This window comes from Gemmobacter nectariphilus DSM 15620 (genome assembly GCF_000429765.1).
GTDB classification, from domain to species: domain Bacteria; phylum Pseudomonadota; class Alphaproteobacteria; order Rhodobacterales; family Rhodobacteraceae; genus Wagnerdoeblera; species Wagnerdoeblera nectariphila.
Genome location: NZ_AUCM01000014.1, coordinates 26,063 through 49,708 on the forward strand (window position 1 = coordinate 26,063; position 23,646 = coordinate 49,708).

Annotated in this window: 24 protein-coding genes and 1 other RNA gene; 8 read left to right on the forward strand and 17 right to left on the reverse strand. The window is 67.4% G+C overall.

Annotation, left to right across the window (positions count from 1 at the left end):
• Positions 1-42 precede the first annotated feature (42 nt).
• From G481_RS0114225 to G481_RS0114285, 13 genes are all read right to left on the reverse strand, one after another.
• Entirely contained in the window at positions 43-540 is a 498-nt protein-coding gene (locus G481_RS0114225) for a P-loop nucleotide/nucleoside kinase family protein (RefSeq protein ID WP_028030635.1), read from the reverse strand.
• A 71-nt stretch (positions 541-611) separates the two neighbouring features.
• Positions 612-1,235, reverse strand: a complete 624-nt coding sequence (wrbA, locus tag G481_RS0114230) for an NAD(P)H:quinone oxidoreductase (protein ID WP_028030636.1) — start codon at positions 1,233-1,235, stop codon at positions 612-614.
• Between the two features lie 106 nt (positions 1,236-1,341).
• Positions 1,342-2,229 carry a LysR family transcriptional regulator gene (locus G481_RS0114235; RefSeq protein ID WP_028030637.1) on the reverse strand — a complete coding sequence of 296 codons (888 nt, stop codon included), beginning with the start codon at positions 2,227-2,229 and terminating at the stop codon, positions 1,342-1,344.
• Between the two features lie 341 nt (positions 2,230-2,570).
• Positions 2,571-3,356 (reverse strand): ABC transporter ATP-binding protein, encoded by a 786-nt coding sequence (locus tag G481_RS23880; protein ID WP_051294545.1) that lies wholly within the window; start codon positions 3,354-3,356, stop codon positions 2,571-2,573.
• Between the two features lie 2 nt (positions 3,357-3,358).
• Complete coding sequence (locus G481_RS0114245) at positions 3,359-4,408, reverse strand: FecCD family ABC transporter permease (protein ID WP_028030638.1); 1,050 nt, start codon at positions 4,406-4,408, stop codon at positions 3,359-3,361.
• Positions 4,405-5,502 (reverse strand): ABC transporter substrate-binding protein, encoded by a 1,098-nt coding sequence (locus G481_RS0114250; protein ID WP_028030639.1) that lies wholly within the window; start codon positions 5,500-5,502, stop codon positions 4,405-4,407. Before G481_RS0114250 ends, G481_RS0114245 begins: the two co-directional genes overlap by 4 nt.
• Complete coding sequence (locus G481_RS26980) at positions 5,499-5,897, reverse strand: DUF1636 family protein (RefSeq protein ID WP_035026153.1); 399 nt, start codon at positions 5,895-5,897, stop codon at positions 5,499-5,501. The genes G481_RS0114250 and G481_RS26980 overlap by 4 nt, the downstream gene beginning before the upstream one ends.
• Before the next feature lie 465 nt (positions 5,898-6,362).
• Positions 6,363-7,268, reverse strand: a complete 906-nt coding sequence (locus tag G481_RS25475; RefSeq protein WP_084450929.1) for a copper uptake system-associated protein — start codon at positions 7,266-7,268, stop codon at positions 6,363-6,365.
• A gap of 205 nt (positions 7,269-7,473) precedes the next feature.
• The gene (locus G481_RS0114270; protein WP_028030640.1) at positions 7,474-8,598 is read right to left on the reverse strand and encodes a methanobactin export MATE transporter MbnM; all 1,125 of its coding nucleotides are present in this window, start codon (positions 8,596-8,598) and stop codon (positions 7,474-7,476) included.
• A gap of 5 nt (positions 8,599-8,603) precedes the next feature.
• Positions 8,604-9,443: an MbnP family copper-binding protein gene (locus G481_RS0114275; protein ID WP_028030641.1), complete on the reverse strand. Its 840-nt coding sequence runs from the start codon at positions 9,441-9,443 to the stop codon at positions 8,604-8,606.
• Between the two features lie 64 nt (positions 9,444-9,507).
• Complete coding sequence (locus tag G481_RS23900) at positions 9,508-9,873, reverse strand: hypothetical protein (protein ID WP_035026157.1); 366 nt, start codon at positions 9,871-9,873, stop codon at positions 9,508-9,510.
• 617 nt (positions 9,874-10,490) lie between these two features.
• Positions 10,491-10,587, reverse strand: an RNA gene (ffs, locus tag G481_RS25480) — signal recognition particle sRNA small type.
• Between the two features lie 39 nt (positions 10,588-10,626).
• Complete coding sequence (locus G481_RS0114285) at positions 10,627-12,465, reverse strand: 5'-nucleotidase C-terminal domain-containing protein (RefSeq protein WP_028030642.1); 1,839 nt, start codon at positions 12,463-12,465, stop codon at positions 10,627-10,629.
• 186 nt (positions 12,466-12,651) lie between these two features.
• On the opposite strand from G481_RS0114285, the gene nudC reads away from it, so the two are divergent.
• The 8 genes from nudC to G481_RS0114325 all read left to right on the forward strand — a co-directional run bounded on the left by nudC (position 12,652) and on the right by G481_RS0114325 (position 20,040).
• Positions 12,652-13,626 carry an NAD(+) diphosphatase gene (gene nudC / locus G481_RS0114290; protein WP_028030643.1) on the forward strand — a complete coding sequence of 325 codons (975 nt, stop codon included), beginning with the start codon at positions 12,652-12,654 and terminating at the stop codon, positions 13,624-13,626.
• Between the two features lie 53 nt (positions 13,627-13,679).
• Positions 13,680-14,144: an SRPBCC family protein gene (locus tag G481_RS0114295; protein WP_028030644.1), complete on the forward strand. Its 465-nt coding sequence runs from the start codon at positions 13,680-13,682 to the stop codon at positions 14,142-14,144.
• 64 nt (positions 14,145-14,208) lie between these two features.
• Positions 14,209-14,601, forward strand: a complete 393-nt coding sequence (locus G481_RS0114300) for a cytidine deaminase (protein ID WP_028030645.1) — start codon at positions 14,209-14,211, stop codon at positions 14,599-14,601.
• The gene (locus G481_RS0114305; protein WP_028030646.1) at positions 14,598-15,905 is read left to right on the forward strand and encodes a thymidine phosphorylase; all 1,308 of its coding nucleotides are present in this window, start codon (positions 14,598-14,600) and stop codon (positions 15,903-15,905) included. Before G481_RS0114300 ends, G481_RS0114305 begins: the two co-directional genes overlap by 4 nt.
• A gap of 5 nt (positions 15,906-15,910) precedes the next feature.
• On the forward strand, positions 15,911-17,107 hold the full coding sequence (locus tag G481_RS0114310) for a phosphopentomutase (protein WP_028030647.1): 1,197 nt from the start codon (positions 15,911-15,913) through the stop codon (positions 17,105-17,107).
• Between the two features lie 63 nt (positions 17,108-17,170).
• Positions 17,171-18,145, forward strand: a complete 975-nt coding sequence (locus G481_RS0114315; RefSeq protein ID WP_028030648.1) for an adenosine deaminase — start codon at positions 17,171-17,173, stop codon at positions 18,143-18,145.
• Positions 18,145-18,777: a uracil phosphoribosyltransferase gene (gene upp / locus G481_RS0114320; RefSeq protein WP_028030649.1), complete on the forward strand. Its 633-nt coding sequence runs from the start codon at positions 18,145-18,147 to the stop codon at positions 18,775-18,777. Before G481_RS0114315 ends, upp begins: the two co-directional genes overlap by 1 nt.
• A gap of 78 nt (positions 18,778-18,855) precedes the next feature.
• On the forward strand, positions 18,856-20,040 hold the full coding sequence (locus tag G481_RS0114325) for an SPOR domain-containing protein (protein WP_028030650.1): 1,185 nt from the start codon (positions 18,856-18,858) through the stop codon (positions 20,038-20,040).
• A 115-nt stretch (positions 20,041-20,155) separates the two neighbouring features.
• Here the strand turns inward: G481_RS0114325 and G481_RS0114330 are convergent, their stop codons facing one another.
• From G481_RS0114330 to pstB, 4 genes are all read right to left on the reverse strand, one after another.
• A complete protein-coding gene (locus G481_RS0114330) occupies positions 20,156-21,184 on the reverse strand; it encodes a hypothetical protein (RefSeq protein ID WP_028030651.1) in 1,029 nt (342 codons plus the stop codon).
• A 239-nt stretch (positions 21,185-21,423) separates the two neighbouring features.
• A complete protein-coding gene (gene phoB, locus G481_RS0114335; protein ID WP_028030652.1) occupies positions 21,424-22,116 on the reverse strand; it encodes a phosphate regulon transcriptional regulator PhoB in 693 nt (230 codons plus the stop codon).
• A gap of 10 nt (positions 22,117-22,126) precedes the next feature.
• A complete protein-coding gene (gene phoU, locus G481_RS0114340) occupies positions 22,127-22,843 on the reverse strand; it encodes a phosphate signaling complex protein PhoU (protein WP_028030653.1) in 717 nt (238 codons plus the stop codon).
• A gap of 14 nt (positions 22,844-22,857) precedes the next feature.
• The gene (gene pstB / locus G481_RS0114345) at positions 22,858-23,646 is read right to left on the reverse strand and encodes a phosphate ABC transporter ATP-binding protein PstB (protein ID WP_425402466.1); all 789 of its coding nucleotides are present in this window, start codon (positions 23,644-23,646) and stop codon (positions 22,858-22,860) included.

Here is a 23,646-nt window from a genome sequence, read left to right on the forward strand (position 1 = left end):
GTTCCGGGATAAGGTCATGGGGCAGGCGCGCCAGCAGGTGCCTCAGGTGCCCGCAGGATGGGTGACGACGGTGAAACCCTCTACGGCAGAGGGCGCGGCGAAGTGGTTGGAGAACTGATGGAACTGCGCCTCGGTCACCGCGAACGGGTGTTCGCCCGTGCTGTTGCGGGCCCGCAGCCGCGCAAGGCAGACCGCATCAAGCGCCTCCAGCAGGTGAAGCTGGTGTGCGGCGGTCGTCATCCCAAGGATGCCGCGCATCCAGTCGCGCTGCCCGACCGTGTTGGCCGGAAAGTCGAGAACGACCGAAACGCCTGCCTCCAGCAAGGCCGCGACATGGGGGCCCATGATCCGCCGCAGGGTCTTTGAGCACCGAACGTAATCGGGCAGCGATACCAGCTCATCCGCGAACAGCGCGTTCAGCCAGTCGTCCTCGGCGATGAGGACGGCTCCGGGCGCCTTTGCAAGACGGGCCGCGAGGGTGGATTTCCCGGCCGCGATCTTGCCGCACAGCAGATGAAGGGTCGGCGATGTGTCGGGCATGATCGGGCCAGTTCGGGCTGGTCCACCATGGGGCGTGACGGGCAGGGGCCGGGCTTTCGGGGCGGGCGGCATCACGCGGCCTGCTGTGCCAGGGCCGCCCCGGCCAGGCGCGCGGCGATCCGCGCCACATGCGCACCCTGAAAGCGCGCACCGGCAAGGTCGGTCTGGGTGGGCATGCGCGAGCCATCGACCCCGGCGATGGTGCCCGCGCCATAGGGGGCGCCGCCGACAATGCCCTCGGCCGTCGTCTGGCCTGCAAAGGTGTAGGGCATGCCCGCGATCAGCATCCCGAAATGCTGCAGCGGGATCTGGGTCGTGAGCAGCGTCGCCTCGTGCCCGCCGTGCTGCGAGCCGGTGGAGGCGAAGACGGCCGCCACCTTGCCGACCAGTGCGTTGCGCGCCCAAAGTCCACCGGCCTGGTCAAGGAAGGACTTCATCTGCCCGGCCATCATGCCGAACAGCGTCGGCGTGCCGAGGATGATCGCATCATAGGCCTCGAGGTCGGCGGGGCTGGCGACAGGCGTGTCGTCGGCGGCGAAACCGGCCTTGCGCTGGATGTCCTCGGGAACGGTCTCGGGCACGCGGCGCAGATCGACATGGGTGCCCGGCACGCTGCGGGCGCCTTCGGCCTCGGCCTGCGCAAGCGCGCGGACGTGGCCATAGCTGGAATAGTAGAGAACAAGAACGCGTGTCATGGGATCCTCTCAGGGCAAGGGTTTCGATGCCAGAGAGGATGGAGGATCGGCCGCGCCGGAATAACCGCCCGGCGCTGACTTCAGTCTTTACGCCTGGTGAAGAATGTCAGGGGTGCAGCGCGGCGCGAAGATGGTCAAGGAAGACCGTCACCCGCGCATCCATGCCCAGCCGCGAGGCGGTGACGGCGAAGATTTCTGGCGCGGGAAGTTCCCAATCTGGCAGGACGCGGACAAGCTCACCCCGCGCCTCGGGCTCCTTCGAGACGAAATCCGGCAGGGTGCCGATGCCTTGCCCCGCGATCAGCAGGTCGCGCAGCACGAGGCTGTTGCCCACCCGGACCGGCGGGTCAAGCGCGATCACCGTTGTGCCGGAGGGGCCATTCAACGTCCATGAGGTCAGATGATCGGCAATCAGGAAGCCGATGATCTTGTGTCTGGAAATATCCGCCGGCACCTGCGGCGTGCCCGCGCGATCCAGATAACGCGGAGAGGCGAAGACCCGCTGCCGCATGGTCCCGATCTTGCGCGCCACCAGAGCCGAATCCGGCATGGCGGCGCGAATGCGGATCGACACGTCGAACCCGCCCTCGACCATGTCGACGACCCGGTCGTCCATGGACAGGGAAAGACGAAGATCCGGATAGGCCTCGAGAAACTCCGGCAGGATCGGCGCGATCACCGTCTGCCCGAAGGAACTCGACGCGTTGATCTTCAGATGCCCCCGGACGGCGCCGGCGCCATCGCGGATCGAGGCCTCGACCTGGGTGACAGCGTCGAGAATGCCGGACGCCTCGTCGTAATAGAGCCGCCCGGCATCGGTCAGCGACATGGAGCGTGTCGTGCGCGTCAGAAGCGTGGTCCCGAGGCTGTCTTCCAGCAACTTGAGCTCTCTGCTCAGAAGCGCGGGCGACACGCCCAGATCTTCTGCCGCGCGCGCGAAACTGCCGCGTTCGACGATGCGGCGGAAGGCCTGCATGACGGAAAGCTTGTCCATGTTCCTCTGCCGTTTCTGGCCGGGGCGTTCCCGGCTGCTCGCATGCGCCATGATCCTAGCACGGACAGGCAAGGACGCGAATGTCTTGCGCCCGGGCAGGCCTCGATCGGGACCGATGGCCTATTGGGACGGGGCCGTGCGCCACCTGCGGGATTGAAAGGCCCGCAGGTGGGGCTGAGCGGGTTGCGACTTCACGCGCTGCAACACTTTGCGGGCGGGCGCGCAATCCGCGTGCGGTCTGCGGCGATCGGGTCTTGTCACGCCGCGGCTGTTCGTCGCCGCCGCCTGATGCGTGCCGGCCGGGTGTTGCCAGGCTGGCCGTGCGTTCCGGGCGGGCGATCCTAGCCCAGGGCGATGGCCGGTGCCTTGGCGGGCTCAGATCCGCGCGGCCCTTCATGCGGGATGATGACCAGACGGCCCTGCTGACAGGCCAGAAATTCGGGCTCGATCTGCCAGAACTGCCTTAGCACATCGCGGGTAAGAACGGCATCGGGCGCATCCGGCTGGCCGCAGGCACCGGCAGAGACGAGCAGGATCCGGTCGCAATAGCGCGCCGCCAGCGTCAGGTCGTGCAGTGCAACGATCACCGCGCCCTCGGCCTGCCGGGCATAGGTCTGCAAGGCCGACAGGGCCGACAACTGGTGGTGCAGATCCAGCGCCGAGGTCGGCTCGTCCATCAGCAAAAGGGCCGGCGCCCGAAACAGCCGCTGTGCGATCAGCACCCGCTGTTGCTGGCCACCGGACAAAGCCGACATCGGGCGATCGGCAAGGCGTTCAAGTCCCAGTCGATGCAGCAAGGCCTCGGCCTCGCGGATCAGGCTTGCCCGAATGCGCAGGCCAAGATCCTCGCGGCGGCCGAGCAGGATGCATTCGAGCACCGAAATCGAGGATTTCACCAGAAAGGCCTGTGGCAAATGGCCGATCTCGCGCCGCCCAAGGGCGCGCCCGTCGCGCGTGATCGTCACGGCCTCGGGCGAAAGCCCGGCAATCGCGTGCAAAAGCGTGGATTTGCCCGACCCGTTCGGTCCGACGACGCCCAGCATTTCACCTGGCCGCAGCGCAAAGGAAAACGCATCGAGGATGCGTGCCTTGCCACGCCACAAGGGCGGGCCGGATATCGTGAACATGATCAGACTCCCTTGTGGCGCAAGATGACAGCCAGCAGCATCGGGATGCCGGCGACCGCAGTGATGATGCCGACCGGGATCGCGGCACCGGACGACAGCAGCTTGCCGACGATCGAGGCGCTGACGATGATCATGGCGCCCGCCAGCGCCGATACGGGCAGCGCGATGCGGTGGTCCTCGCCGACCAGAGAGCGCGCGACATGCGGCGCGATCAACCCGACAAAGCCGATGGTTCCGGTAAAGGACACGGCCGCCGCGGTAAGCGCCGCGGTGGTCAGAAAGGACCGCCGGCGGATCGCCGCCACGTCAAGCCCGAGGCTTTCGGCATTCGCCTCGCCAAGGCGCAGCGCCGTCAGCGCCCAGACATCGCGCGCGATCACCGGCAGGCAAAGCGCCAGAATGGCCCCGCCGACCTGGACAGCCGTCCAGTTCGCCTTGAGGAGCGACCCGAACAGCCAGAAGACGATCTGTTGCAGCACCTCGGGCGAGGCCAGGAACTGCAGAAGCGACAGCAGGGATTGAAAGAAGAACATCACCGCGATCCCGGCCAGGACCAGCACCTCGGGCTGAGTGCCCTTCAGGCGTCCCACCAGCCACACGAGGCCGGTGGCCGCCAATGTCGCCACAAACGCGCAGGCTGGTGTCAGGACATGCGCCGGCAGGGGCAGCGCCAGCGCCGAGCCGAACATGATCGCAAGGGCCGCGCCAAAGCCCGCGGCGGCGGAAAAGCCAAGGGTAAAGGGCGAGGCCAGCGGGTTGGCGAGGATCGTCTGCATCAGCAATCCCGCCAACCCAAGCGCGGAGCCGACGATCAGTGCCATTGCGGTCTGCGGCAGCCTGATCTGGAACAGGATCGTCGCGGCCGCGCGGTCGTCGCCATGCGGACCCGCCCTCAGGGTGTCCCAGATGTCCGGGATGCCCATGCCCGCAGGGCCCGTGGTCAGGTCCCCCAGCACAAGGATCAGCAAGAGCAGGGCGGCTGCGGCTGCCGCCACCGCCCGCCGTGCCGCCCTTGCCCGCCAGCGGGACACAGGATCGGCGGCCACGCTCATTTCAGCTGGTCGATGAACAGGCCATCCGCCGCAACCGGCATCCAGGTCTTGTAGTAATCGGCCAGCTCTGCTGCCGGATCGACATCGGCGAAGGCCTCGGGATACAGCGCCTTGGCAATCGCGCGGGCATAGACGAAATCCGACAAGGTGCGGTTGCCGCCATGGTAAATGCCGAACACCTGCTTGGTCTGCACTGCGGGCAGATCGCTCCAGCCCGGACGGGTCGTGTAGGCCGCCATCTTCGACTGAGCCAGCTCGTCCGTGGCACCAAAGCCAAGGATCACCGCCTCGGGTTTGTTCAGCCACTCGGAACCGGCCAGCAAGATGACATCGGGTTGCTGCGCCAGAACGTATTCCGGCGACAGCGGCCCCCAGTTCTTGACCTGGCCCTTGGCGATGTTTTCGCCGCCGACAAGGTCGATCACCCCGGCCCACATGCCGTTTCCATAGCTATTGCCAATTTCGCCCGGGCCTTTCTGCGCAAGCTCGACATAGATCTTGCGATGGGATGGGCCAGCCTTGGCGACCCGCGCCAGCGTGTCGGCTGTCCTGGTCTCGTACATCGCGGCAAGCTGCTCCGACCGCTCGGGCTGCCCCATCACGGCGCCCAGCACGCGGGTGGACAGCAGATGGCGTTCCAGGGTCTGGGCGTTGTAGTCGATCGCAACGACCTTGATGCCAGCGTCCTCGATTTGTTTGACGCCCGGCTCGCCGATGGTTGCGGTCTGCCAGCTTGACAGGATCGCGACCTCGGGCCGGGCGGCGATCAGCGCTTCGACCGAGAAGGTATTGTCGTCGGCATTGCCGAAATCGGGCAGCCCTTTGAGCTGCGGGAAGCGCGCGGTGTAGACTGCCCACTGACCGGGCCGCCAATCGGCCCAGGGCGCGCGCGACAGCGCCACGATCTTGTCGGCCCCTGCGGCACCGGCCACGGCCAGGTAATCTTCGTAATAGAAGCCAAGCGCGACGCGGTCTGGCACGCGGTCCAGTGTCACGGTGCGGCCGTCAAGATCGGTGACGGTGATCTCGGCCATCGCCGGCATGGCGAAGGCCAGGGACAATGCGGCCGCCAGGCCGCGCGTGAATGCGCTCATCGGGGTTCTCCATGTTGAACGGCAATCGGGTGGTCTTGAAGGTCCGGCGGGGCGCCGGACCGCGATCCGGAACCGAAGGGGGGCATCCGCCCCAGAATGGCGGTGCGCAGGGCCGTCGGGCGCCTGTGCTTGTGGACAAGCCCTTCGGCATCGGCGAGCCACAGACGAATGAAGGCCAGCAGGTCAGGAACGGCATCTGGTGTCAGGTCGCCAAACATCCAGCCCCACCGCCCCGGGGCCGCGATGGACAGGCGCGAGCGGCGCCTGCAGCCGCCGAGGCAGGGAAAGACGCGCAACGTTTCGGCAAGGTCCGGGGCCGCCGCCCTCAGGGCAGTTCCGATGGCATTGCCTTGCGGGCAAGTCGCGCACAGGTGAATTTCGGCGCCGGCTGTCATGCTGTGCCTGTGGTGTCCCTGGCCGCCCGTCTGCCCACGCGCGCACGCCACGGCAGGAGGGGCGTGTCGCCGCAGGCGTCGAGCGCATCGCCCCCCGGCGCACCCGGGTCTGGTCGATCAAGACAAGCCGGGCACGCGCCCGCAAGATCGGAGCCGGCCGCGCAAGCGAGCGCAGGGCAACGGGTCCCGCCGGCGCTGGCCCATGCGACGGGGCCTGAACGATCCGATCGCGCCGCGCCCATCGCGCAAGCGCGGGCGATCACCGGCCCCTGCGCCGGCCCTGCAAAAGCTGCGCCAAGGCCCGGAGCCAGGCGGGCCGGAACGTTGCCACCCCTTTGCCGCGCCGCGCGCCGGTTATGGGGGCGGCTTGCCGGGCTCTGCGGGGGGCGGCGCTGCCCGATGACCTGCAGACTGGCATCGTCCAATGCGACGGGGGCGATGTCGCGGGCAACCCTGCCCGGAAAGTCAGTTGCCATTGACCGCACCGTGGCCATGGCCGGCCATGGCCTCGCGCCCGATGATCACCGTGCCCTCGAAGGCATTGAGGCGGGCAATCAGATCGGCGCCGGCACTGGCCTCGGCGCCAGTGACGGCGGCGGCGAGTTGCCTGGCCTCTGCCCGGCCCAGTCCCATGGATTGGAACGTTGCAGGCAGCACAAGGCTTGCGCCGGAACAAAGTTCGACGAACCAGCCCTGGTCATCCTGGCGCAGGAAGGCGCGCCCGCCCGCGCCGTCCTGGGTCCACCCTGCCACGGCAACGGTGCCCTGCACGGTGATCGGCGCCACGGTCAAGGGGGCCTCGGGCCGGTCGAACCGGGCCTTCAGCAGAGCCGTGATCTGTTCGGCATCGCTGCCGCCCATCGGCGACATCGGGCCACCGGCATGTGCAGGGCCCATGGCCGAATGATCCATGGCGCCGTGATCCATGCCATCCGCCGGGTCGACCATGAAGGCGATCTCGACCCGGCCGGCATGTTCAAAGATCAGCGTGGCGGGCACCATGTCGCCTTGGTTCAGCGGCCTGGACAGGCCCATCACCATGACATGCATGGCGCCCTGTTCGAACAGGACAGTGTCATTCGCGGGGATGGCGACGGCCTTGATCGGCAGCATGCGGGCGATGCCATCGGCGCTGACTTCGGTGCGGTGCAGGCTTGCGGACGCGGCCATCGGCACCTCGACGCCGATCAGCCGATCAGGAGCCGTGCCGTTGTTGGCGATGACCATGTATCCGGCTGCGGTGGGGGCGCTGCGGGGGGGCAGCGGAATGGCCGGGTGGATGATCTCCAGATCCCCGACCTGAACTTCATGCGCGTGGGCGACGGGGGGAAACATCAGCGCCGCCGTCAGCGCGATGATGAGCTTTTTCATTCTGCGTGTCCTTCTTCCGGCTTTCGCGGGTGAAAAGCCGCTGTTCTGAGCGGGGGTCTGAAACTGGGTCTGAACGGGGGTCTGAAAAAATCCCGCCCGGCTCTTGGTCGGCCGGGCGGGACAGTGCCGGCCCGAACGCCTTGCGGCGCGGGCCGGTCGAGGTCTGCGCACCGTGGGACGCCTCCCGCTGCGGACCTCGTTCGCATCATTTTGCCTCCCTTGGCGGCATCATGCGCCGGCTGCGTGCGGCGTGACCCTCGGGCCAGGGATCGGACGTGGCGGGGTTTGTCAGAAAGCCCTGGTCCGTCAGGCTTTCGAGAAAGGCGATGATGTCGGTGATCTCGGCATCGGTCGCGGTAAAGCCTGCAATCATTCCGTCTTTCATCGGATGGCCCGGCGCCCGGCCTGCGCCCGCATAATGGGCCAGGACCCCGCGCAGATCCGGGATCGAGCCATCGTGCATGTAGGGCGCGGTGACGGCGACATTGCGCAGCGATGGCGTGCGGAACCGCCCTGCATCCTCGGGGCGGCCCGTGATCTCGATCAGGCCCGGCAGAGCTGCCGGATAGGGATCGTAAAGCCCGGTATTGTGAAAGCCGATCTCGGGCTCGGCCGAGCGCGCGGTTTGCAGATTGTCGGTAAAGAGAATGCCCTGATGGCAGTGGTAGCATTCGAACCGGTGATCGAAGAACAGCTCTTCGCCGCGCTTGGCCGCGTCGGAAATCGCGTCCGCCTCGCCCCAATACTTGTAGCGGTCATAGGGGCTGTCGACCGAGATCAGACTGCGCTGAAAGGCCGCCAAGGCGCGCGTGATCGTGTAAAGATCTGGGGCAGGGTGGTCCGGAAAAGCCGCCGGAAAGGCCGCCGCATAATAGGTGTCGACCGAGAGGCGGGCGAAAATCTCTTCCTCGTGGCCGACGCTGCCCATCTCTTCGGGGTTTTCGCCGAACAGCGGCACAAGCGCCTGAAACTCGAGGCTGCTCATATGCGGATTGGCCCAGGTCAGCGCTGGAAAATACCCGGCATTGGCCAGGCCCGGCGCATTCTTCAGACCGGCGATGCTGTCGATGCCGATCGCCCTTGCCCGCCCGTCGGTGAAGGCGCGCGCCTGATCGTGACACGACGCGCAGGCGACGGTGCCATCGCGCGACAGGCGCGCATCATAGAAAAGATGGCGGCCCAGATCCACCTTGGCCGCCGACATCGGATTGTCGGCGGGCACGGGCGGTCGCGGCATCCAGGCAGGCAGCGGCCAGACATAGGGGTCGGCCGAGGCGCCAATCGCCCCGGCCAGGATCATGGCCGCCGCCGGAATGACCCAGCGGAGCATGTCGGTCACCGCATCGAGATCAGTGCCTGGGTGCCGGCCGGTACATCCATGTAGGGCTGGCCAAGCCTGGCCATCACGGTCATGCAGTCGGCATCACCGGGAAAGGACATGCAGCCTGGCGAGGTTTCGGGGGCGTTGGTGCGCAGATCCGCCTCTGCCACGACGGGGGCAGGGTCGATCACGATGGTGTTCCTTGCCGGATCGAACCCGTCAAGGCGAACCTCGATGCGGTTTTCATGCTTGCAGGCCAAAGGGGCAGACGTCTTGGACGGCGCATCGCACATGGTCGAGCCCAGATGCAGGAACCAGCCCTTGGGGCCGGTGTCCTTGCGATCCGTCGGCACCAGATCGATGCGAACGAACTTGTAGCCGCCTTGCCAGTTCCAGAACATCGCCGTGGTGTTCAGCGGCGCGGGCGCCAGCGTCGGATCGACATGGTTCTGCTCGAACGGAACGCCAACGGTGAAGACCAGACCCGTATAGCTGCCTTCCGGCACCGTTCCCGACAGCGCGCTGTGGGTGCCTTGCGTTCCGTTGGTGCAGGCGCCGGTCGCGTCCTCGAAATCAAGCAGCGCCACATCGCCCGACTGCCACTGGCCGTCCTGATCAAGCGCGATCGGCTGAAGGCTGCCATCGGCCCGGATCAGGGCCGCCTGCGAGACAAAGACGCGGAAATCGCTGACGGCAACTTCGGCGCCGGTGGCCCCGAGGCCCTTGTAGGTTTGCGCACAGGCAAAGGGTTTGCCGCCGATTTCTGCGGCGAAGGGAATCGTGACGGTCATGTCGCCCGCGAAAGCCGGCACGGCAAGGGTGGCGGCGAAAGCCGCGAAAAGAGCATGTTTCATGATGTGTCTCTGGCTTGCCGCATCACGCGCGGCAGATTGCGTTGATCGAATTCGTGGAAATCGATCAGGCCAGAGGGGGCGCTCTCATGCCGCGCGCAGGATCAAGGACCGTCCGGATCGCGCGGCTTTCCCGGGGGGCGATAACCGTCGCGACAAACACATAGTTGACGTCGGCCAGGCTTTGCGGCGCATCGGGAAGCATCGTCGATCCGACGATGTGACAGGCAGGGCAGTCCCGATGGGTCGTCTTGCCGTCGGATCCCATGTCGCCGCAGATGTCGGATATGTCGCCGCCGGCAAGCACATAGGCCTCAACGGCGATGTCCGACGCGCTTGGAACGCGGTGTGCAAACCCCGTCGCGACAAGCGCGAAGGCCAGCAGGGCAATCAGTCCAACCCCATGGATGCCGTGAACAATCCGTCTGCACATGGCATTTGATTGCCCAATTCCTCATCAAAGCGCAAGATCCGGCTTGTCGGTGCAGAGCGAGAAGATTGGCTTCCGGTTGGCGAAGGTGCGATGCCGGGCCTGCCCGCCTTGCGGCGCTTGGCGTTTAATGAATTGAATTTTAAGCACAAATCAGAAATCCACCCTCCGGCTCCGGTTGCTTGAAAACCCGGATGGCCCCGGATCGGGGCGGATTGTCGCGGCGGCTCGGGTTTGCAAAGCAAGACGCCAGCCCCCGACAGATCAACGGGTTCGCCTTGGCAAGGCGCCATGGCCAGCACCAGCAGGCGCGGGGAAATGCCGGGCGTGCCTGTGGTTGCTTTGCAACCCGCGATGCCTTCGGCAAGGGGCGCCGCTGTGGCCCTTGCCCCATCGCGGCCAGATCGCCCTTGGGGGTCCATCGTGGGTTGCGGCGCGTCGCGCATTGGCCAGCCGCCCCGTGGCCGCTTGATCCGCCATCAACCGATCCCATGCGCCTTTGGAGTCCGGCGGGCCCTGGGCGTCAACCCGCATGATCCGCTTGCGCAGCGTCTTGCCCGCCAACATGGCCCCGCCTTCCTGCGCAGCTTGGCGGCTTGGGATCGGGGGCTGGGGGATTGGGTGAGAGGCTGGACAACGACCCAAGTGGGGCTCGTTACGGCTGCTTCCTTCCGGACCTGACCGGGTTGGCGAGGCACTTGCCCGCGCCAACCTCTCGGGAATGCAGATATGCGCTGCGCCCGCGCGATGCAAGGGTCAGAGCGCAAGGCGCACGCGAAGAAATCCATCCGCGCCGGTCTGAAGCGGCGTAAGGCCGGGGCGGGGCAGGTGATGCACAGCGCCCGGGCCCGTGTGCAGCACGGCCGTGGTGCCCGGCATCGGGGCGAATCGCCACTGGGCCGAGGGCGCGAGATCATAGGGGCCTTCGAGCGTCAGCCAGGCGCCGATGATGGTGCGCACCAGCGTTGGCGCGGCAAGGATCGTGGGCACCTCGGGTCCGGTGCCGGGAAAGCCGCCGCCCCCCGCCGCGCGGTAGCTGTTGGTGGCCAGTGCGAATTCGGCATCAGGCCGCAGGGGCGCCCCATCATGGCACAGATCGCGGATGCGATCGCCAGGCGGGGCCGAGAGATCGATCTGATAGGTCAGCCCCTCGATCACGTCGAAATTGTAGTAGGGCCAGTCCGGGTCGAGCAAGGCGGCATCCTGCGTGCCGGGGGCGATCTGGCGAAAGGCGCGGGCGGAATATTCCAGCCAGTCGCGCAGCCCTGCGCCAGTGACTTTCAGCGCCCGGATCGGGTTGGGATAGGGGCACAGCGCGGCAAGATCGCGTTCACACATCGCGCCTGCAGGCAAGTCGACATAGTTCGACGGCCCGGCCGTTCCCCCCGCGCGCGAAGGCGAGGCGGCAGCCAGCACCGGCAAATCCCCATGGGGCCCGCCTTGCAGCATCTGCGCGACATGCCAGCGCATCGCCCGGGCGGTCAGGCGCGTCGTGGCGCAATCCCCCGCCAGGGCGAAATGGCTGTTGAGCGCGATGGCGGTGCGCCCGGCCGGGCGGGACAGGTGGCGGCGCGTCGCGGCGGTCAGCCGGTTGCACAGCTGCGCCAGCGGTTCCGGCACCGGGTCGGCCGGCGTCTCGGTCAGCAAGGGCACCAGCGCGCCCGTCCCGCCACGGCTGCGCCAGCGGCGGTCCGTCCCGCGGTCCAGCCGCAGCCGGATCACGCCCAGATGGCTGCCGGCATAGCCTGGCATCACGGCCGGGATGCCGGCCAGATGCCCCGCCTGCGGGTCGATCCCGGGACCGGCCGGGAAATCCGGGCCCGGAAACAGCTGATGGGTATGCCCTGCGATCACCGCATCGACCCCGGGCACGGCGGCCAGCGCAAGAGCGGCGTTCTCGGCCTCGGGGGCGATGCCGCCCTTTGCCGTCCCGATGCCGGTGTGGCACAGGGCAACCACCACCTCGGCGCCGGCGGCGATCATCCGGGGGACCAGGCGGTGCAGTGTCTCGGCCATGCCTTGTGCCTTGGCGCGGCCTTGCAGATGGGCGCTGCCCCAGGCCTCGACCTGCGGCGGCAGCACCCCGACCAGACCGATGCGCAGCGGCCAGGACTTGCCGGCATCGTCCGTCACGCGCCGCTCCAGCACGGTCCAGCCGCCGAACAGCGGCGGCCCGCCATCTGTGCGCACCAGATTGGCACAAAGCGCCGGAAACTGTGCCCCGGCCAGCGCCGCGCCCAGAAACTCGAGCCCATAGTCGAAATCGTGGTTCCCCAGCGCCACGGCATCATAGGCCAGAAGGTTCATCGCCTCGATCATCGGGTGGGGCTGATCGGCGCGGGGCGGGTGCGACTCTGCAATCGCATCGCCCACGGCGGTGCCCTGCAGGAAATCGCCATTGTCGAGCAGCAAGGTATTCGGCTCGGTGCTGCGCAGCCGGGCAATCCGGCCTGCCGCGGAAATCAGCCCGGTGCCGGGCGCCGGACGGTCCCTGTAATGGTCCCAGGGGCACAGGTTCAGATGCAGGTCGCTGGTTGCCAGCAAGGTCAGCGCACAGCTGGCACCAGCACGGGGCGGGGAATCCTTTGGGGGCAAAACGCGTGTCCTGTCCGTAATGTGTAACACGACATTAATATCCGGATGCCTTGATGGTCCTGCGAAAACGCGGGGAAATTCCTGATTGGCAACTCATGGTTGCAATTCCGCAACGTCAATCTGCGGGCTCTTTTGCCGCGCGCGCCATCGTGCCATCACGGGGCGACGGATGGGATGGGGGCAGGAATGCGCAACAGCGAAACGGTAACCTTCGGCGGGCTTGGCGGATTGGAACGGTCGGCCGAGCTGCGGGGCGATCAGGCGCGGCAGGCGGCCATGTGGGCCGATGGTGCGGCGCGGGTGGTGCCGATGTGGCGCGGCAAACCCATGGTGGCCGGCGCAGGGCGCGAGCGCCTTGCCTTGCTGGCGCCCACGCATCCGGCCCTTGCCGACATGTCGGGCCCGCCGTTGTTCCTTGGCCTTGTTCAGGGTGCTCCGGTGTTTGCTGCCGATCTGTCGGGGTGGGAACCTGCGGGCATCGACGCGGCCGCGCAGGGCGGCGGGTTCTTCGACACCACGGAACAGCAGCACCCCGACACGCCCCCCGACCATCTGTTCGTGGAACTGCGCGGGGTGATGACGCTGCTCTCGCCGCTGGATGCCGAACTGGCCGCGACCGCGCGGGGGCTGTTCGAATGGCACCGCACGCATGGGTTCTGCGCCCGCTGCGGTCATGCCAGCGATGTCACCATGGCCGGCTGGCAGCGCCAGTGCCCGGCCTGCAACGCGCCGCATTTCCCGCGCACCGATCCGGTGGTCATCATGCTGGTGACGCATGGCAACCGGGTGCTGCTGGGCCGCTCGCATGGCTGGCCGCAAGGCATGTATTCCCTGCTGGCCGGCTTCATCGAACCGGGCGAGACGGTCGAGGCCGCCGTGCGCCGCGAGGTGGCCGAGGAAACCGGCGTCAAGGTCGGCGCCGTGCGCTATCAGGCCAGCCAGCCCTGGCCGTTCCCCGCCTCGCTGATGCTTGGCTTTTCGGCCGAGGCGATCAGCGAGACGATCACGCTGGACCCGGCCGAGATCGAAGATGCCATGTGGATGAGCCGCGAGGACATGGCCGATGCGCTGGCCGGCCGTCACCCGCTGGTCAAGCCGGCCCGCAAGGGGGCAATCGCCCAGTTCCTTCTGAATGCCTGGGTTGCGGATCTGCTGGACTGAGACAGACCGCATCGGCATAACTTGCCCGGGGCAGGGTCAGCAAAGAGGCAGTCATGAAGTTCAACGCCCGAGAAGATATCGAGGCTCCCATCGCCAAGGTCTGGGCAATCGTCAACGATTTCGACAGCTTCGAGCTTGCGGCCCTGCGGCGCGGGATTCAGGTGACGCGGCAGGATGATGGCGATACCCCGGCCTGGCAGCTGGCCTTTGCCTTCAAGGGCAAGCCGCGTCAGGTCGCCGTGTGTCTGGAACAGCGCGAGGAACCGGGCCTTCTGGTCTTTGCCGGCGATGGCCGGGCGATCGCGGCCACGATGGTTGTCGAACTGGTCGAACTGGGCCCGCGCCGCACGCGGGTCACCGTCTCGACCGAGTTGCGGCCGCTGACCCTTGCGGCGCGGCTGATGCTGCAATCCATCAAGCTGGCGCGCAGCCGCGCGGTGCGCAAGTATCAGCAAGGTGTGGCCAAGGTCGCCAGCATGATCGAGGCGCGCGCGCGGGGGCAATCGGCCGGTTTCTGACCATCTGGACAAGATCCCGCACCCGCGTCAGGATGGTTGCATCATCCCACCGTGCGAGGCGCCGATGTCCCTTTTGCAAGCTGCAAGCGAAGTGCGTGAAAACGCCTATGTGCCGTATTCCCGCTTCAAGGTGGGGGCGGCGGTCCGGGGCGCCTCGGGCACCATCTATCGCGGCTGCAATGTGGAAAACGCCGCCTATCCCGAAGGCACCTGCGCCGAGGCCGGGGCGATTGCCGCCATGGTGGCCGCAGGCGAGACCCGCCTGACCGAGGTTCTGGTGATCGCCGACTGCCCGGCACCGGTTCCGCCCTGCGGGGGGTGCCGGCAAAAGCTGGCCGAATTCGGCGGCCCCGAAACGCCGGTGACGCTGTGCACGACCGACGGGCAGCAGCTTGCCACCACCATCGGCACGCTGTTGCCCGGTGCCTTCACCCCTGGCCATATGGACCGCGCATGACCGACGCACGCCGGATCATCGCCACGATCCGCGATGGTGGCCAGCCCTCGGCCAGCGATCTGCGCTGGTTTGCCATGGGGTTGGCGGATGGCGGCGTGACCGATGCACAGGCCGGGGCCTTTGCCATGGCCGTGCTGCTGAAAGGGTTGGGCGAGGCAGGCCGGGTCGCGCTGACCGAAGCGATGCGCGATTCCGGCACCGTGCTGCGCTGGGACATGCCCGCGCCGGTCGTCGACAAGCATTCGACAGGCGGGGTGGGGGATTCCATCTCTTTGTTGCTGGCCCCCGCTTTGGCCGATTGCGGGGTCTATGTGCCGATGGTCTCGGGGCGGGGGCTTGGCCATACCGGCGGCACCCTGGACAAGCTTGAGGCGATTCCGGGCTACCGGGTCGACCAGCCCGAGGCCGACTTTCGCCGCATCGTCGCCGATGTCGGCTGTGCCATCGTCGCGGCGACCGGCGAAATCGCCCCCGCCGACCGACGGCTTTATGCGATCCGCGATGTGACGGGCACGGTCGAAAGCATCGACCTGATCACCGCCTCGATCCTGTCCAAGAAGCTGGCGGCGGGGCTGGATGCGCTGGTGCTGGACGTCAAGGTCGGCTCGGGCGCCTTCCTGCCTTCGGCCGCGCAGGCGCGGGCCCTGGCGCGGTCGCTGGTCGATACGGCAAACGGGGCGGGGTGCCGCACCTCGGCGCTGATCACCGATATGGACCAGCCGCTGGCGGCCAATGCCGGCAATGCGCTGGAGGTGGCCGAGGTGATGGGCGCGCTGACCTGCGATCCGGTGAACCAGCGGCTGTGGGATCTGACCGTTGCGCTGGGGGGCGAGCTGCTGGCGCTGTGCGGTGCGGCGCCCGATGCGGCCGAGGGGGGCAGGCGCATCTTTGCCAGCCTGCACTCGGGCCGGGCGGCGGAACGCCTTGCCCGCATGGTTGCCGCGCAGGGGGGACCCGCGGATTTTCTGGACCGCTGGCGCGATCACCTGCCGGTGGCGCCGGTGGTGCGCGATGTGCCTGCGGTCGGTGCCGGCATCGTGACGCGGATCGACACCCGCGCGGTGGGCGAGGCCGTGGTGCATCTGGGCGGCGGGCGGCTGCGCAACGGCGATGCCATTGACCCGCGCGTCGGGTTTTCCGACCTCAAGGGGATCGGGATGAACGCGGGCCCCGGCGATCCGCTGGCCCGTGTCCATGCGGCCACGCCCGAGGCGGCGGATCGCGCGATTGCCACCTTGCAGGCAGCCTATCATCTGGGCGATACCGCCGATCTTCCGCAACTGGTGCAGGACCGGGTAGGCTGACTGACATGGCGCGTGCCTTTCTGATCGTGATGGATTCCGTAGGTTGCGGCGGTGCCCCCGATGCCGCCGACTTTGGCGATGCCGGCGCCAATACGCTGGGCCATATCGCCCAGGCCTGCGCCGAAGGGCGGGCCGATATGGGCCGTAGCGGGCGGCTGCACATGCCGGTGCTGGACGGGCTGGGGCTGGGCGCTGCAATTCGCCTCGCCAGCGGGATGGAGGCGCCGGGTCTGGGCGCGGTGCCGCAGGGGCGCTGGGGGGCAGCGACCGAGGTCTCGCGCGGCAAGGACACGCCCTCGGGGCATTGGGAACTGGCTGGCGTGCCGGTGCCGTGGGACTGGACCTATTTTCCCGATACCACCCCGGCCTTTCCGCCCGACCTGGTGGCCAAGGTCTGCGAACTGGCGGGAACCGGGGGGATCCTGGGCAATTGCCATGCCTCGGGCGTTCCGATCATCGCGGCGCATTGCGAGGAGCACCTGCGGACCGGCTGGCCGATCTGCTATACATCGGCCGACAGCGTGTTCCAGATTGCCGCCCATGAAGAGGCCTTTGGGCTGGCGCGGCTGCTGAAGCTGTGCGCCGATCTTGCGCCGACCTTGCACGCGATGAAAGTTGGCCGGGTGATCGCGCGGCCCTTTACCGGCAGCTGCGGCGATTTCCGCCGCACGGCGAACCGGCGTGATTTTGCCATCGCGCCGCCTGCACCGACGCTGCTGGACGTGGTCGCGGGCGCTGGGCGGGCGACCCATGCGGTGGGAAAGATCGGCGATATCTTTTCCTTGCGCGGCATCGGCAAGCTGCACAAGGGCAAGAGCGATGCCGATCTGATGCAATCGCTGCAGCGGCTGGCGGATGAGGCCGAGGATGGCGCGCTGACCTTTGCGAATTTCGTCGAATTCGACAGCCTTTATGGCCATCCGCGCGATGTGGCGGGCTATGCGCGGGCGCTGGAATGGTTCGATGCTGAGGCGGGGGTGTTCCTGTCGCGGTTGCGGCCGGGGGATCTGGCGATCTTCACCGCCGATCATGGCAATGATCCGACCTGGCGCGGCACAGAACATACCCGCGAGCGGGTGCCGGTGCTGTGTGCCGGGGCAGGGGCAGGCGCGCTGGGCCTGTGCGCGTTCACCGATGTGGCGGCCACGGTCGCGTCGCATCTGGGGGTTGCGAACCCCGGGCCGGGGCGCGGGCTGATCTGACAAGGCCGGGGGGCCAGCCCCCCGGACCCCCCGGGGTATTTTCAAAAAGGCAAAGGAACAGGGATGCTGCCCAAGATCGAACTGCATCTGCATCTGGAAGGGGCGGCGCCGCCGGCCTTTGTGCGCGGGTTGGCGAAAGAGAAATCCATCGACATCTCGGGGATATTCGATGCGCGGGGCGGCTATGCCTATGCCGATTTCTGGCATTTCCTGAAGGTCTATGAGGCGGCGACCAGCGTTCTGCAAAGCCCCGAGGATTATGCGCGGCTGACCCGCGCCGTGCTGGAGGAATGCGCGGCGAGCGGGGTGATCTATGCCGAGACCTTTGTCAGCCCGGATTTTTGCGGCGGGCGCGATCTGGGGGCCTGGCGCGAATATCTGCATGCGATCCATGAAACGGCGCGGGCTGTGGCGGCGCAGGGCGGGCCAGAGCTGCGCGGCATTGTCACCTGTATCCGGCATTTCGGGCCCGAGAAGGCGCGGGAAACCGCGATCTGCGCGGCCGAGACGGTAGGCGATTTCATCACCGGCTTTGGCATTGCCGGGGATGAAAAGGCCGCCCAGCCCAAGGATTTCCGCTGGTCCTTTGACTGTGCGCGCGAGGCGGGCTTGCGGCTGACCGCCCATGCTGGCGAATGGGGCGGGCCGCAAAGCATTCGCGATGCGCTGGCCGATCTGGGGGTGGAACGCATTGGCCATGGGGTGCGCGCCATCGAGGATCTGGCGCTGGTGGACGAGCTGGCCGAGCGCGGCGTGGTGCTGGAGGTTTGCCCGGGGTCGAACATCGCGCTGGGGGTCTTTGCCGACTGGCGCAAGCATCCGATCAACGAGCTGGACCGGCGGGGCGTCAAGGTGACGGTCTCGACCGACGATCCGCCGTTTTTCCACACCACGATGGAACGCGAATTCCAGATGCTGAACCGTGCCTTCGACTGGGACGAGGGCCAGTTCGCGCGGATCAACCGCACCGCGCTTGACGCGGCCTTCTGTGACGCCGATACCAGAGGCCGTATCGCGAAGAAGCTGGAGGCCGTCTGATGCTGGATCACCTGACCGTCGTGTCGCACCCGCTGGTGCTGCACAAGCTGACGATCATGCGGGACAAGGGCACGTCCACGGCCTCGTTCCGCCAGCTCTTGCGCGAGATCAGCCTGCTGCTGGCCTATGAGGTCACGCGCGAATTGCCGATGACCACCCGGCGGATCGAGACCCCGATGTGCGAGATGGATGCCCCGGCGATCGAGGGCAAGAAGCTGGCGCTGATTTCCATCCTGCGGGCGGGGAACGGGCTGCTGGACGGGATCCTCGAACTGATCCCGGCGGCGCGGGTCGGGTTTGTCGGGCTCTATCGCGATCCCGAGACGCTCAAGCCGGTGCAATATTACTGCAAGGTGCCCGATCAGCTGGAGGACCGCATCACCATCGTGGTCGATCCGATGCTGGCGACGGGCAATTCCTCGGTGGCCGCGATCGACCTGCTGAAGGCCAAGGGGGCCAAGGAGATCCGTTTCCTGTGCCTGCTGGCTGCGCCCGAAGGGATCGCCCGGATGCGCGAGGCGCATCCCGATGTGCCGATCGTGACGGCGGCGGTGGATGACCACCTGAACGATCATGGCTACATCGTGCCCGGCCTTGGCGATGCGGGCGACCGCCTGTATGGCACGAAGTAACACCGCATCAAGGGTTTGCGGGGGGTTTACTCGCAAGATGAAGGCCTGCATGATGATCCCAGCTACTAGGGGGTAGTCATGCTGCTTAAATTTCTGCCGGTCGCGCTGGTCGCGGCCGCTGCAACTGCAAATATTGCCCATGCACAGGGCCGCCCGCCAGCCGAACTTCCGCCGGCAGGGTTTTCCGGCCAGCAATATGTCGATAGCCGCGGGTGTCTTTACGTCCGCGCCGGATATGGCGGACAGACCAACTGGGTTGCGCGGATCGACCGTGCGCGCAACCCGATCTGCGGGCAGACACCGTCGGTGACCGCCATGGCCCAGGCGCAGCGCCAGCTTGCCACGCCAGAGCCGGTGCCCGCGGCGCCTGCGCCGGTCGCCATGGCGGCTGCGCCGGTTCCTGTGGCGGCTGCGCCGAGGGCCGTGCGGGGGGCGGCTGTCGCGCCGTCGCAATATGTGCCGCCGCCGGTGACCTATGGCAAGCCGACGCCGCTGCGTGCGGCGGCGCCTGTGGTGGCTGCTGCGCCGCCCGCCGTGGCTGCGCCGCGGGCTGTGGTGGCAGCCCCGGCCCCGGTGCCGGTTGCGCCGCGGGGCCCGGTTCTGGCAGGCGATGCCCCGCCGTTCTCGCTTGGCGGGCATCCGCCGCTGGTCGATCGCAGCCGGGGCTGCCCGGAGCGCACGCCTTATGGCCATTTCTATCGGTTGCGCGATGGTCGCACGCTGCTGCTGTGTTCCAACAGCCCGCGTCCGGTGCCGAATGTCGAACTGGCCGGTGTGCCGGGGCATCCGGTGGCGGCCGGCCCGGTCGTGCGTGTCGCGACATCGGATCTGATGACGCCGCCTGCGGGCTACAAGGCGGCCTGGACCGATGACCGGCTGAACCCGAACCGTGCCCTTGGCACGGCCGAGGGCGATCAGCGGATGCGCCAGGTCTGGACGGACCGTGTGCCGCAGAAACTGCGCGATCCGGCCTATGCCCGGCCGCAACATGCCGCGGCCAGCAGCAAGACGGATGCCGCGCCCGCTGCTGCGGGCGGGGCGCGCTTTGTTCAGGTCGGCAGCTTTGGCGTGCCGCAGAACGCCTCGCGCGCGGCGGCGCAGTTGCAGGCGCTGGGGATGCCGGTGCAGGTCAGCCGTGGCGCGATCAAGGGCAAGCCGGTGCAGATCGTGCGCGCTGGTCCCTTTGCCTCTGACGGGCAGGCGGTTGCGGCCCTGCAGGCTGCCCGGGGGGCGGGCTTTGGCGATGCGATCTTGCGGCGCTAGGGACAGGCATTGACGATGACAAGACACGCCGCCCTGTGACCGGGGCGGCGTTTTCCGTTTCGATCGCGGCTTTCGCTGTCCGATCGGCGGCTGGCGCGGCCATGGCCGGGTCGTTTCAGCGGGTGCAGACCGATTGCAGTGCCAGCCAGTCGGCATCGGGCATCAGCTGGCGGGCGGTGCCGGGGGCAAGCTGATCGCCCTCGATCAGGGCGCGGGTCGCCGTGCCCTGTGGATCGAGCGACAGCGCATAGGGCTGCGCCGGTAGCCCGACCGAGGCGAAGCGGCGCAGCAGCAGATCGCCTGGCACCTCGGCGGGCGGGGTTTGCAGACGCTCTTGCGCCTGACCTTCCAGCGCGCCCGCGGGCAGGGTGCCGGTGGCCAGCAGCGTGAAGGTGGCGCGCAACCCTGCGGCGTGCAGCACCTCGGCCAGCGGGTCGGATTGTTCGGTGCGCAGCTTTTCCGCGATCAGATGACCGGCCAGAACCTCGGGCCCGTCGAACTGTTCGACAAGGCGGCGGTCCACCATCAGGATACGGCCCGGCACATGGGCGGTGCCGCCTGGCGCCAGCCCTTCGCGCAGCACGACGACCTGGGCGCCATCACGCCCGAACAGGCGGGCGGACAGCCGCCCCAGCGCGGCCAGGCCCTGCGGATCGGCGCAGGGCGCGCCAGTATAGCGCGCCATCGACAACAGAAGATCATGGCCGATCTGTTCGCGTTTCACGAAGGGCACGATCCGGGTGGTGTGGCCCACGACGGCGCCGGGCAGCCAGAACACGGCCAGCGCAAGGATCGCGGCGGCGGTAAGACCCATGGCCAGCAGCCGCCCGCGTCCGCGCCGGGGCCGGCGGCGGGCCAGCGCGCCGCGCACTGTCTCGATCGCCTCGATCATGCCGGTATCGTCGATCTCGATGGTTTCGGCCTGCGCATCCGACGCCGGGGCGTAGATCGCGGGCATCTCGCCAGGATTGCGGCGCTGGACGGCCGGAAGCGACCAGTGGCTGAGCGGCATCTGGGTGCGTCCGTCGCTGAGCACCAGTGACGCGTCACCGAACGATACCACGACCTCGCGCCGCTGGGCATCGGGCACGGGCCGCCACAGGCCCGTGGTTTCCAGTCTGGCGTATTTGCGAAGCGCGGTCATCCTGCCCCGGCCATGGACCAAAGCCCTGCCTTGTTGTTGAGCAGACCTTAGACGATGCGTGGGCGCTTCACAACGTGCCTGGGGCGGCTCGCCATGCGGATGGATCGGCGCCTGTGGCTGGCCGCTGGAGGGGTTTCACACCCCTCCAGACCTCCCCGTGGGGTATTTTCGGCAAGGTGAAACGGAAAGATCGTCTTTTGCAGATATCTGTCGGCAGGGTGCCGGAGTGTCGATCCGACCTAGCCCAGCGAATAGCCGGCGCCGCGCACGGTGCGGATGGGATCGGTGCCGCCATGCTTCATCAGCGCCTTGCGGAGCCGGCCGACATGCACATCCACCGTCCGGGTATCGACATAGATGTCGCGACCCCAGACCCGGTCCAGCAGCTGTTCGCGCGACAGCACACGGCCCGGCTTTTCCATGAAGGTGGTCAGCAGGCGAAAATCCGTCGGGCCCAGATTGATCGGCTGGCTGTCGCGCCAGACGCGGTGTTCGGCCGCATCGAGCAAGATATCCTGCCAGACCAGCCGCTCGCCTGCTGCGGCCGGCCGCACGCGGCGCAGCTGGGTGCGCAGGCGCGCCATCAGCTCGGCCACCGAATAGGGTTTGACGACATAATCGTCGGCCCCGGTTTCGAGGCCCCGCACGCGGTCGAGTTCCTCGGAGCGGGCCGAGAGCATGATCACCGGAATGCCGCGGGTTTCGGGACGGGCCTTGATCTGGCGGCAAACCTCGATGCCCGAGACATTGGGCAGCATCCAGTCCAGCAGGACCAGATCGGGGGCTTCTTCCTGCACCATCAGCAGCGCCTCGTCGCCATTGACGGCGGTGACGACGGCAAAGCCTTCGGCTTCGAGGTTGTAGCTGAGAACTTCGCGCTGCGCGCTTTCATCCTCGACCAGCAGGACCACGGGTTGTCGCTGTGCAAGCATGGTCTTTCTCTCAGTCGTTGGCCGAGGTCACATAGGCGGTGCTGTCGCCCTTGGGCCGCGTGTCGTCCGGCAATTCGCCGGTGACCAGATAGATCACCTGTTCCGCGATGCTGGTGGAATGGTCGCCCATCCGTTCCAGGTTCTTGGCGATGAAATGCAGGTGCATGGAATTGGTGATCGCCCGCGGGTCTTCCAGCATATGGGTCAGCAGCACGCGGAACAGGGTGTTGTAGACCTGATCGACATCCTTGTCGCGCTGGCGCACATCGGCGGCCAGGGCCACATCGCGGCGGATATAGGCATCGAGCGAGTCCTTGAGCATCTGCTCGACCAGTTTCGCCATGCGCCGCGCGGTGCCGGCCGTGCCGCCGATGGGGGCCGCCTGTGACAGCACGGTCGAGCGTTTGGCGATGTTCTTGGCATAATCGCCCATCCGCTCCAGCGATCCGGCGATCTTCATCACCGTCAGCGCCGTGCGCAGATCGCCTGCCGCCGGGGCGCGCAGGGCGATCAGGCGGGCGGTTTCGTCGTGAACCTGATTTTCCAGCGCGTCGATGGCCTTGTCGCCGGCAACGACCTGGCGGGCCAGTTCATCATCGCGGGTTTCCAGCGCGCGGGCGCTGTCGAGGATTGCCGCCTCGACCAGGCCGCCCATCTTCATGATCAGCGCCTGCACCGCTTCGAGGTCGCGGTCAAAGGCCGAGGCGATATGTTGTTGATTGCTCATGTCGGAACCTCGGATCAGCCGATACGGCCGGTGATGTAGGATTCGGTGCGCGGATCCTTGGGGTTGGTGAAGATCTGGCCGGTCTCGCCATATTCGACCAGGTTGCCCAGGTGGAAGAACGCGGTGCGCTGGCTGACGCGGGCGGCCTGCTGCATCGAATGGGTGACGATCACCACGGAAAACTGGCTGCGCAGCTCGTCGATCAGCTCCTCGACCTGTGCCGTGGCGATGGGATCAAGGGCCGAGCAGGGTTCATCCATCAGCAGCACTTCGGGGCTGGTGGCGATGGCGCGGGCAATGCACAGGCGCTGTTGCTGGCCGCCCGACAGGCCGGTGCCGGGGGCGGCCAGGCGGTCCTTGACCTCGTTCCAGATGGCGGCCTTGCGCAGGCTGGTTTCCACGATCTGGTCCAGTTCCGCCTTGGTGCGGGCCAGGCCATGGATGCGCGGGCCATAGGCCACGTTGTCATAGATCGACTTGGGGAAGGGGTTCGGCTTTTGGAACACCATGCCGACGCGGGCGCGCAACTGGACCGGATCGACGCGCTTGTCATAGATGTCTTCGCCGTCCAGCCGGATTTCCCCCGTCACGCGGGCGATGGCCACGGTATCGTTCATCCGGTTCAGGCAGCGCAGGAACGTCGATTTGCCGCAGCCCGAGGGGCCGATGAAGGCGGTGACGGTGTTGTCCAGAATGTCGACGCTGACATCCTTGAGCGCATGGGTGGCGCCATAGTAAACCTGCACGCCACGGGCGGTCATCTTGGCCTTGTTCGCGTCCACGGTTCTCTCCACGATTCGCAT

Coding starts and splice junctions, on each gene's coding strand:
- G481_RS0114225 (WP_028030635.1), bottom strand. CDS start 540: ATGCCCGACACATCGCCGACCCTTCATCTGCTGTGCGGCAAGATCGCG.
- wrbA (WP_028030636.1), bottom strand. CDS start 1,235: ATGACACGCGTTCTTGTTCTCTACTATTCCAGCTATGGCCACGTCCGC.
- G481_RS0114235 (WP_028030637.1), bottom strand. CDS start 2,229: ATGGACAAGCTTTCCGTCATGCAGGCCTTCCGCCGCATCGTCGAACGC.
- G481_RS23880 (WP_051294545.1), bottom strand. CDS start 3,356: ATGTTCACGATATCCGGCCCGCCCTTGTGGCGTGGCAAGGCACGCATC.
- G481_RS0114245 (WP_028030638.1), bottom strand. CDS start 4,408: ATGAGCGTGGCCGCCGATCCTGTGTCCCGCTGGCGGGCAAGGGCGGCA.
- G481_RS0114250 (WP_028030639.1), bottom strand. CDS start 5,502: ATGAGCGCATTCACGCGCGGCCTGGCGGCCGCATTGTCCCTGGCCTTC.
- G481_RS26980 (WP_035026153.1), bottom strand. CDS start 5,897: ATGACAGCCGGCGCCGAAATTCACCTGTGCGCGACTTGCCCGCAAGGC.
- G481_RS25475 (WP_084450929.1), bottom strand. CDS start 7,268: ATGAAAAAGCTCATCATCGCGCTGACGGCGGCGCTGATGTTTCCCCCC.
- G481_RS0114270 (WP_028030640.1), bottom strand. CDS start 8,598: ATGCTCCGCTGGGTCATTCCGGCGGCGGCCATGATCCTGGCCGGGGCG.
- G481_RS0114275 (WP_028030641.1), bottom strand. CDS start 9,443: ATGAAACATGCTCTTTTCGCGGCTTTCGCCGCCACCCTTGCCGTGCCG.
- G481_RS23900 (WP_035026157.1), bottom strand. CDS start 9,873: ATGTGCAGACGGATTGTTCACGGCATCCATGGGGTTGGACTGATTGCC.
- nudC (WP_028030643.1), top strand. CDS start 12,652: ATGCGCAACAGCGAAACGGTAACCTTCGGCGGGCTTGGCGGATTGGAA.
- G481_RS0114295 (WP_028030644.1), top strand. CDS start 13,680: ATGAAGTTCAACGCCCGAGAAGATATCGAGGCTCCCATCGCCAAGGTC.
- G481_RS0114300 (WP_028030645.1), top strand. CDS start 14,209: ATGTCCCTTTTGCAAGCTGCAAGCGAAGTGCGTGAAAACGCCTATGTG.
- G481_RS0114305 (WP_028030646.1), top strand. CDS start 14,598: ATGACCGACGCACGCCGGATCATCGCCACGATCCGCGATGGTGGCCAG.
- G481_RS0114310 (WP_028030647.1), top strand. CDS start 15,911: ATGGCGCGTGCCTTTCTGATCGTGATGGATTCCGTAGGTTGCGGCGGT.
- G481_RS0114315 (WP_028030648.1), top strand. CDS start 17,171: ATGCTGCCCAAGATCGAACTGCATCTGCATCTGGAAGGGGCGGCGCCG.
- upp (WP_028030649.1), top strand. CDS start 18,145: ATGCTGGATCACCTGACCGTCGTGTCGCACCCGCTGGTGCTGCACAAG.
- G481_RS0114325 (WP_028030650.1), top strand. CDS start 18,856: ATGCTGCTTAAATTTCTGCCGGTCGCGCTGGTCGCGGCCGCTGCAACT.
- G481_RS0114330 (WP_028030651.1), bottom strand. CDS start 21,184: ATGACCGCGCTTCGCAAATACGCCAGACTGGAAACCACGGGCCTGTGG.
- phoB (WP_028030652.1), bottom strand. CDS start 22,116: ATGCTTGCACAGCGACAACCCGTGGTCCTGCTGGTCGAGGATGAAAGC.
- phoU (WP_028030653.1), bottom strand. CDS start 22,843: ATGAGCAATCAACAACATATCGCCTCGGCCTTTGACCGCGACCTCGAA.
- pstB (WP_425402466.1), bottom strand. CDS start 23,646: ATGCGAATCGTGGAGAGAACCGTGGACGCGAACAAGGCCAAGATGACC.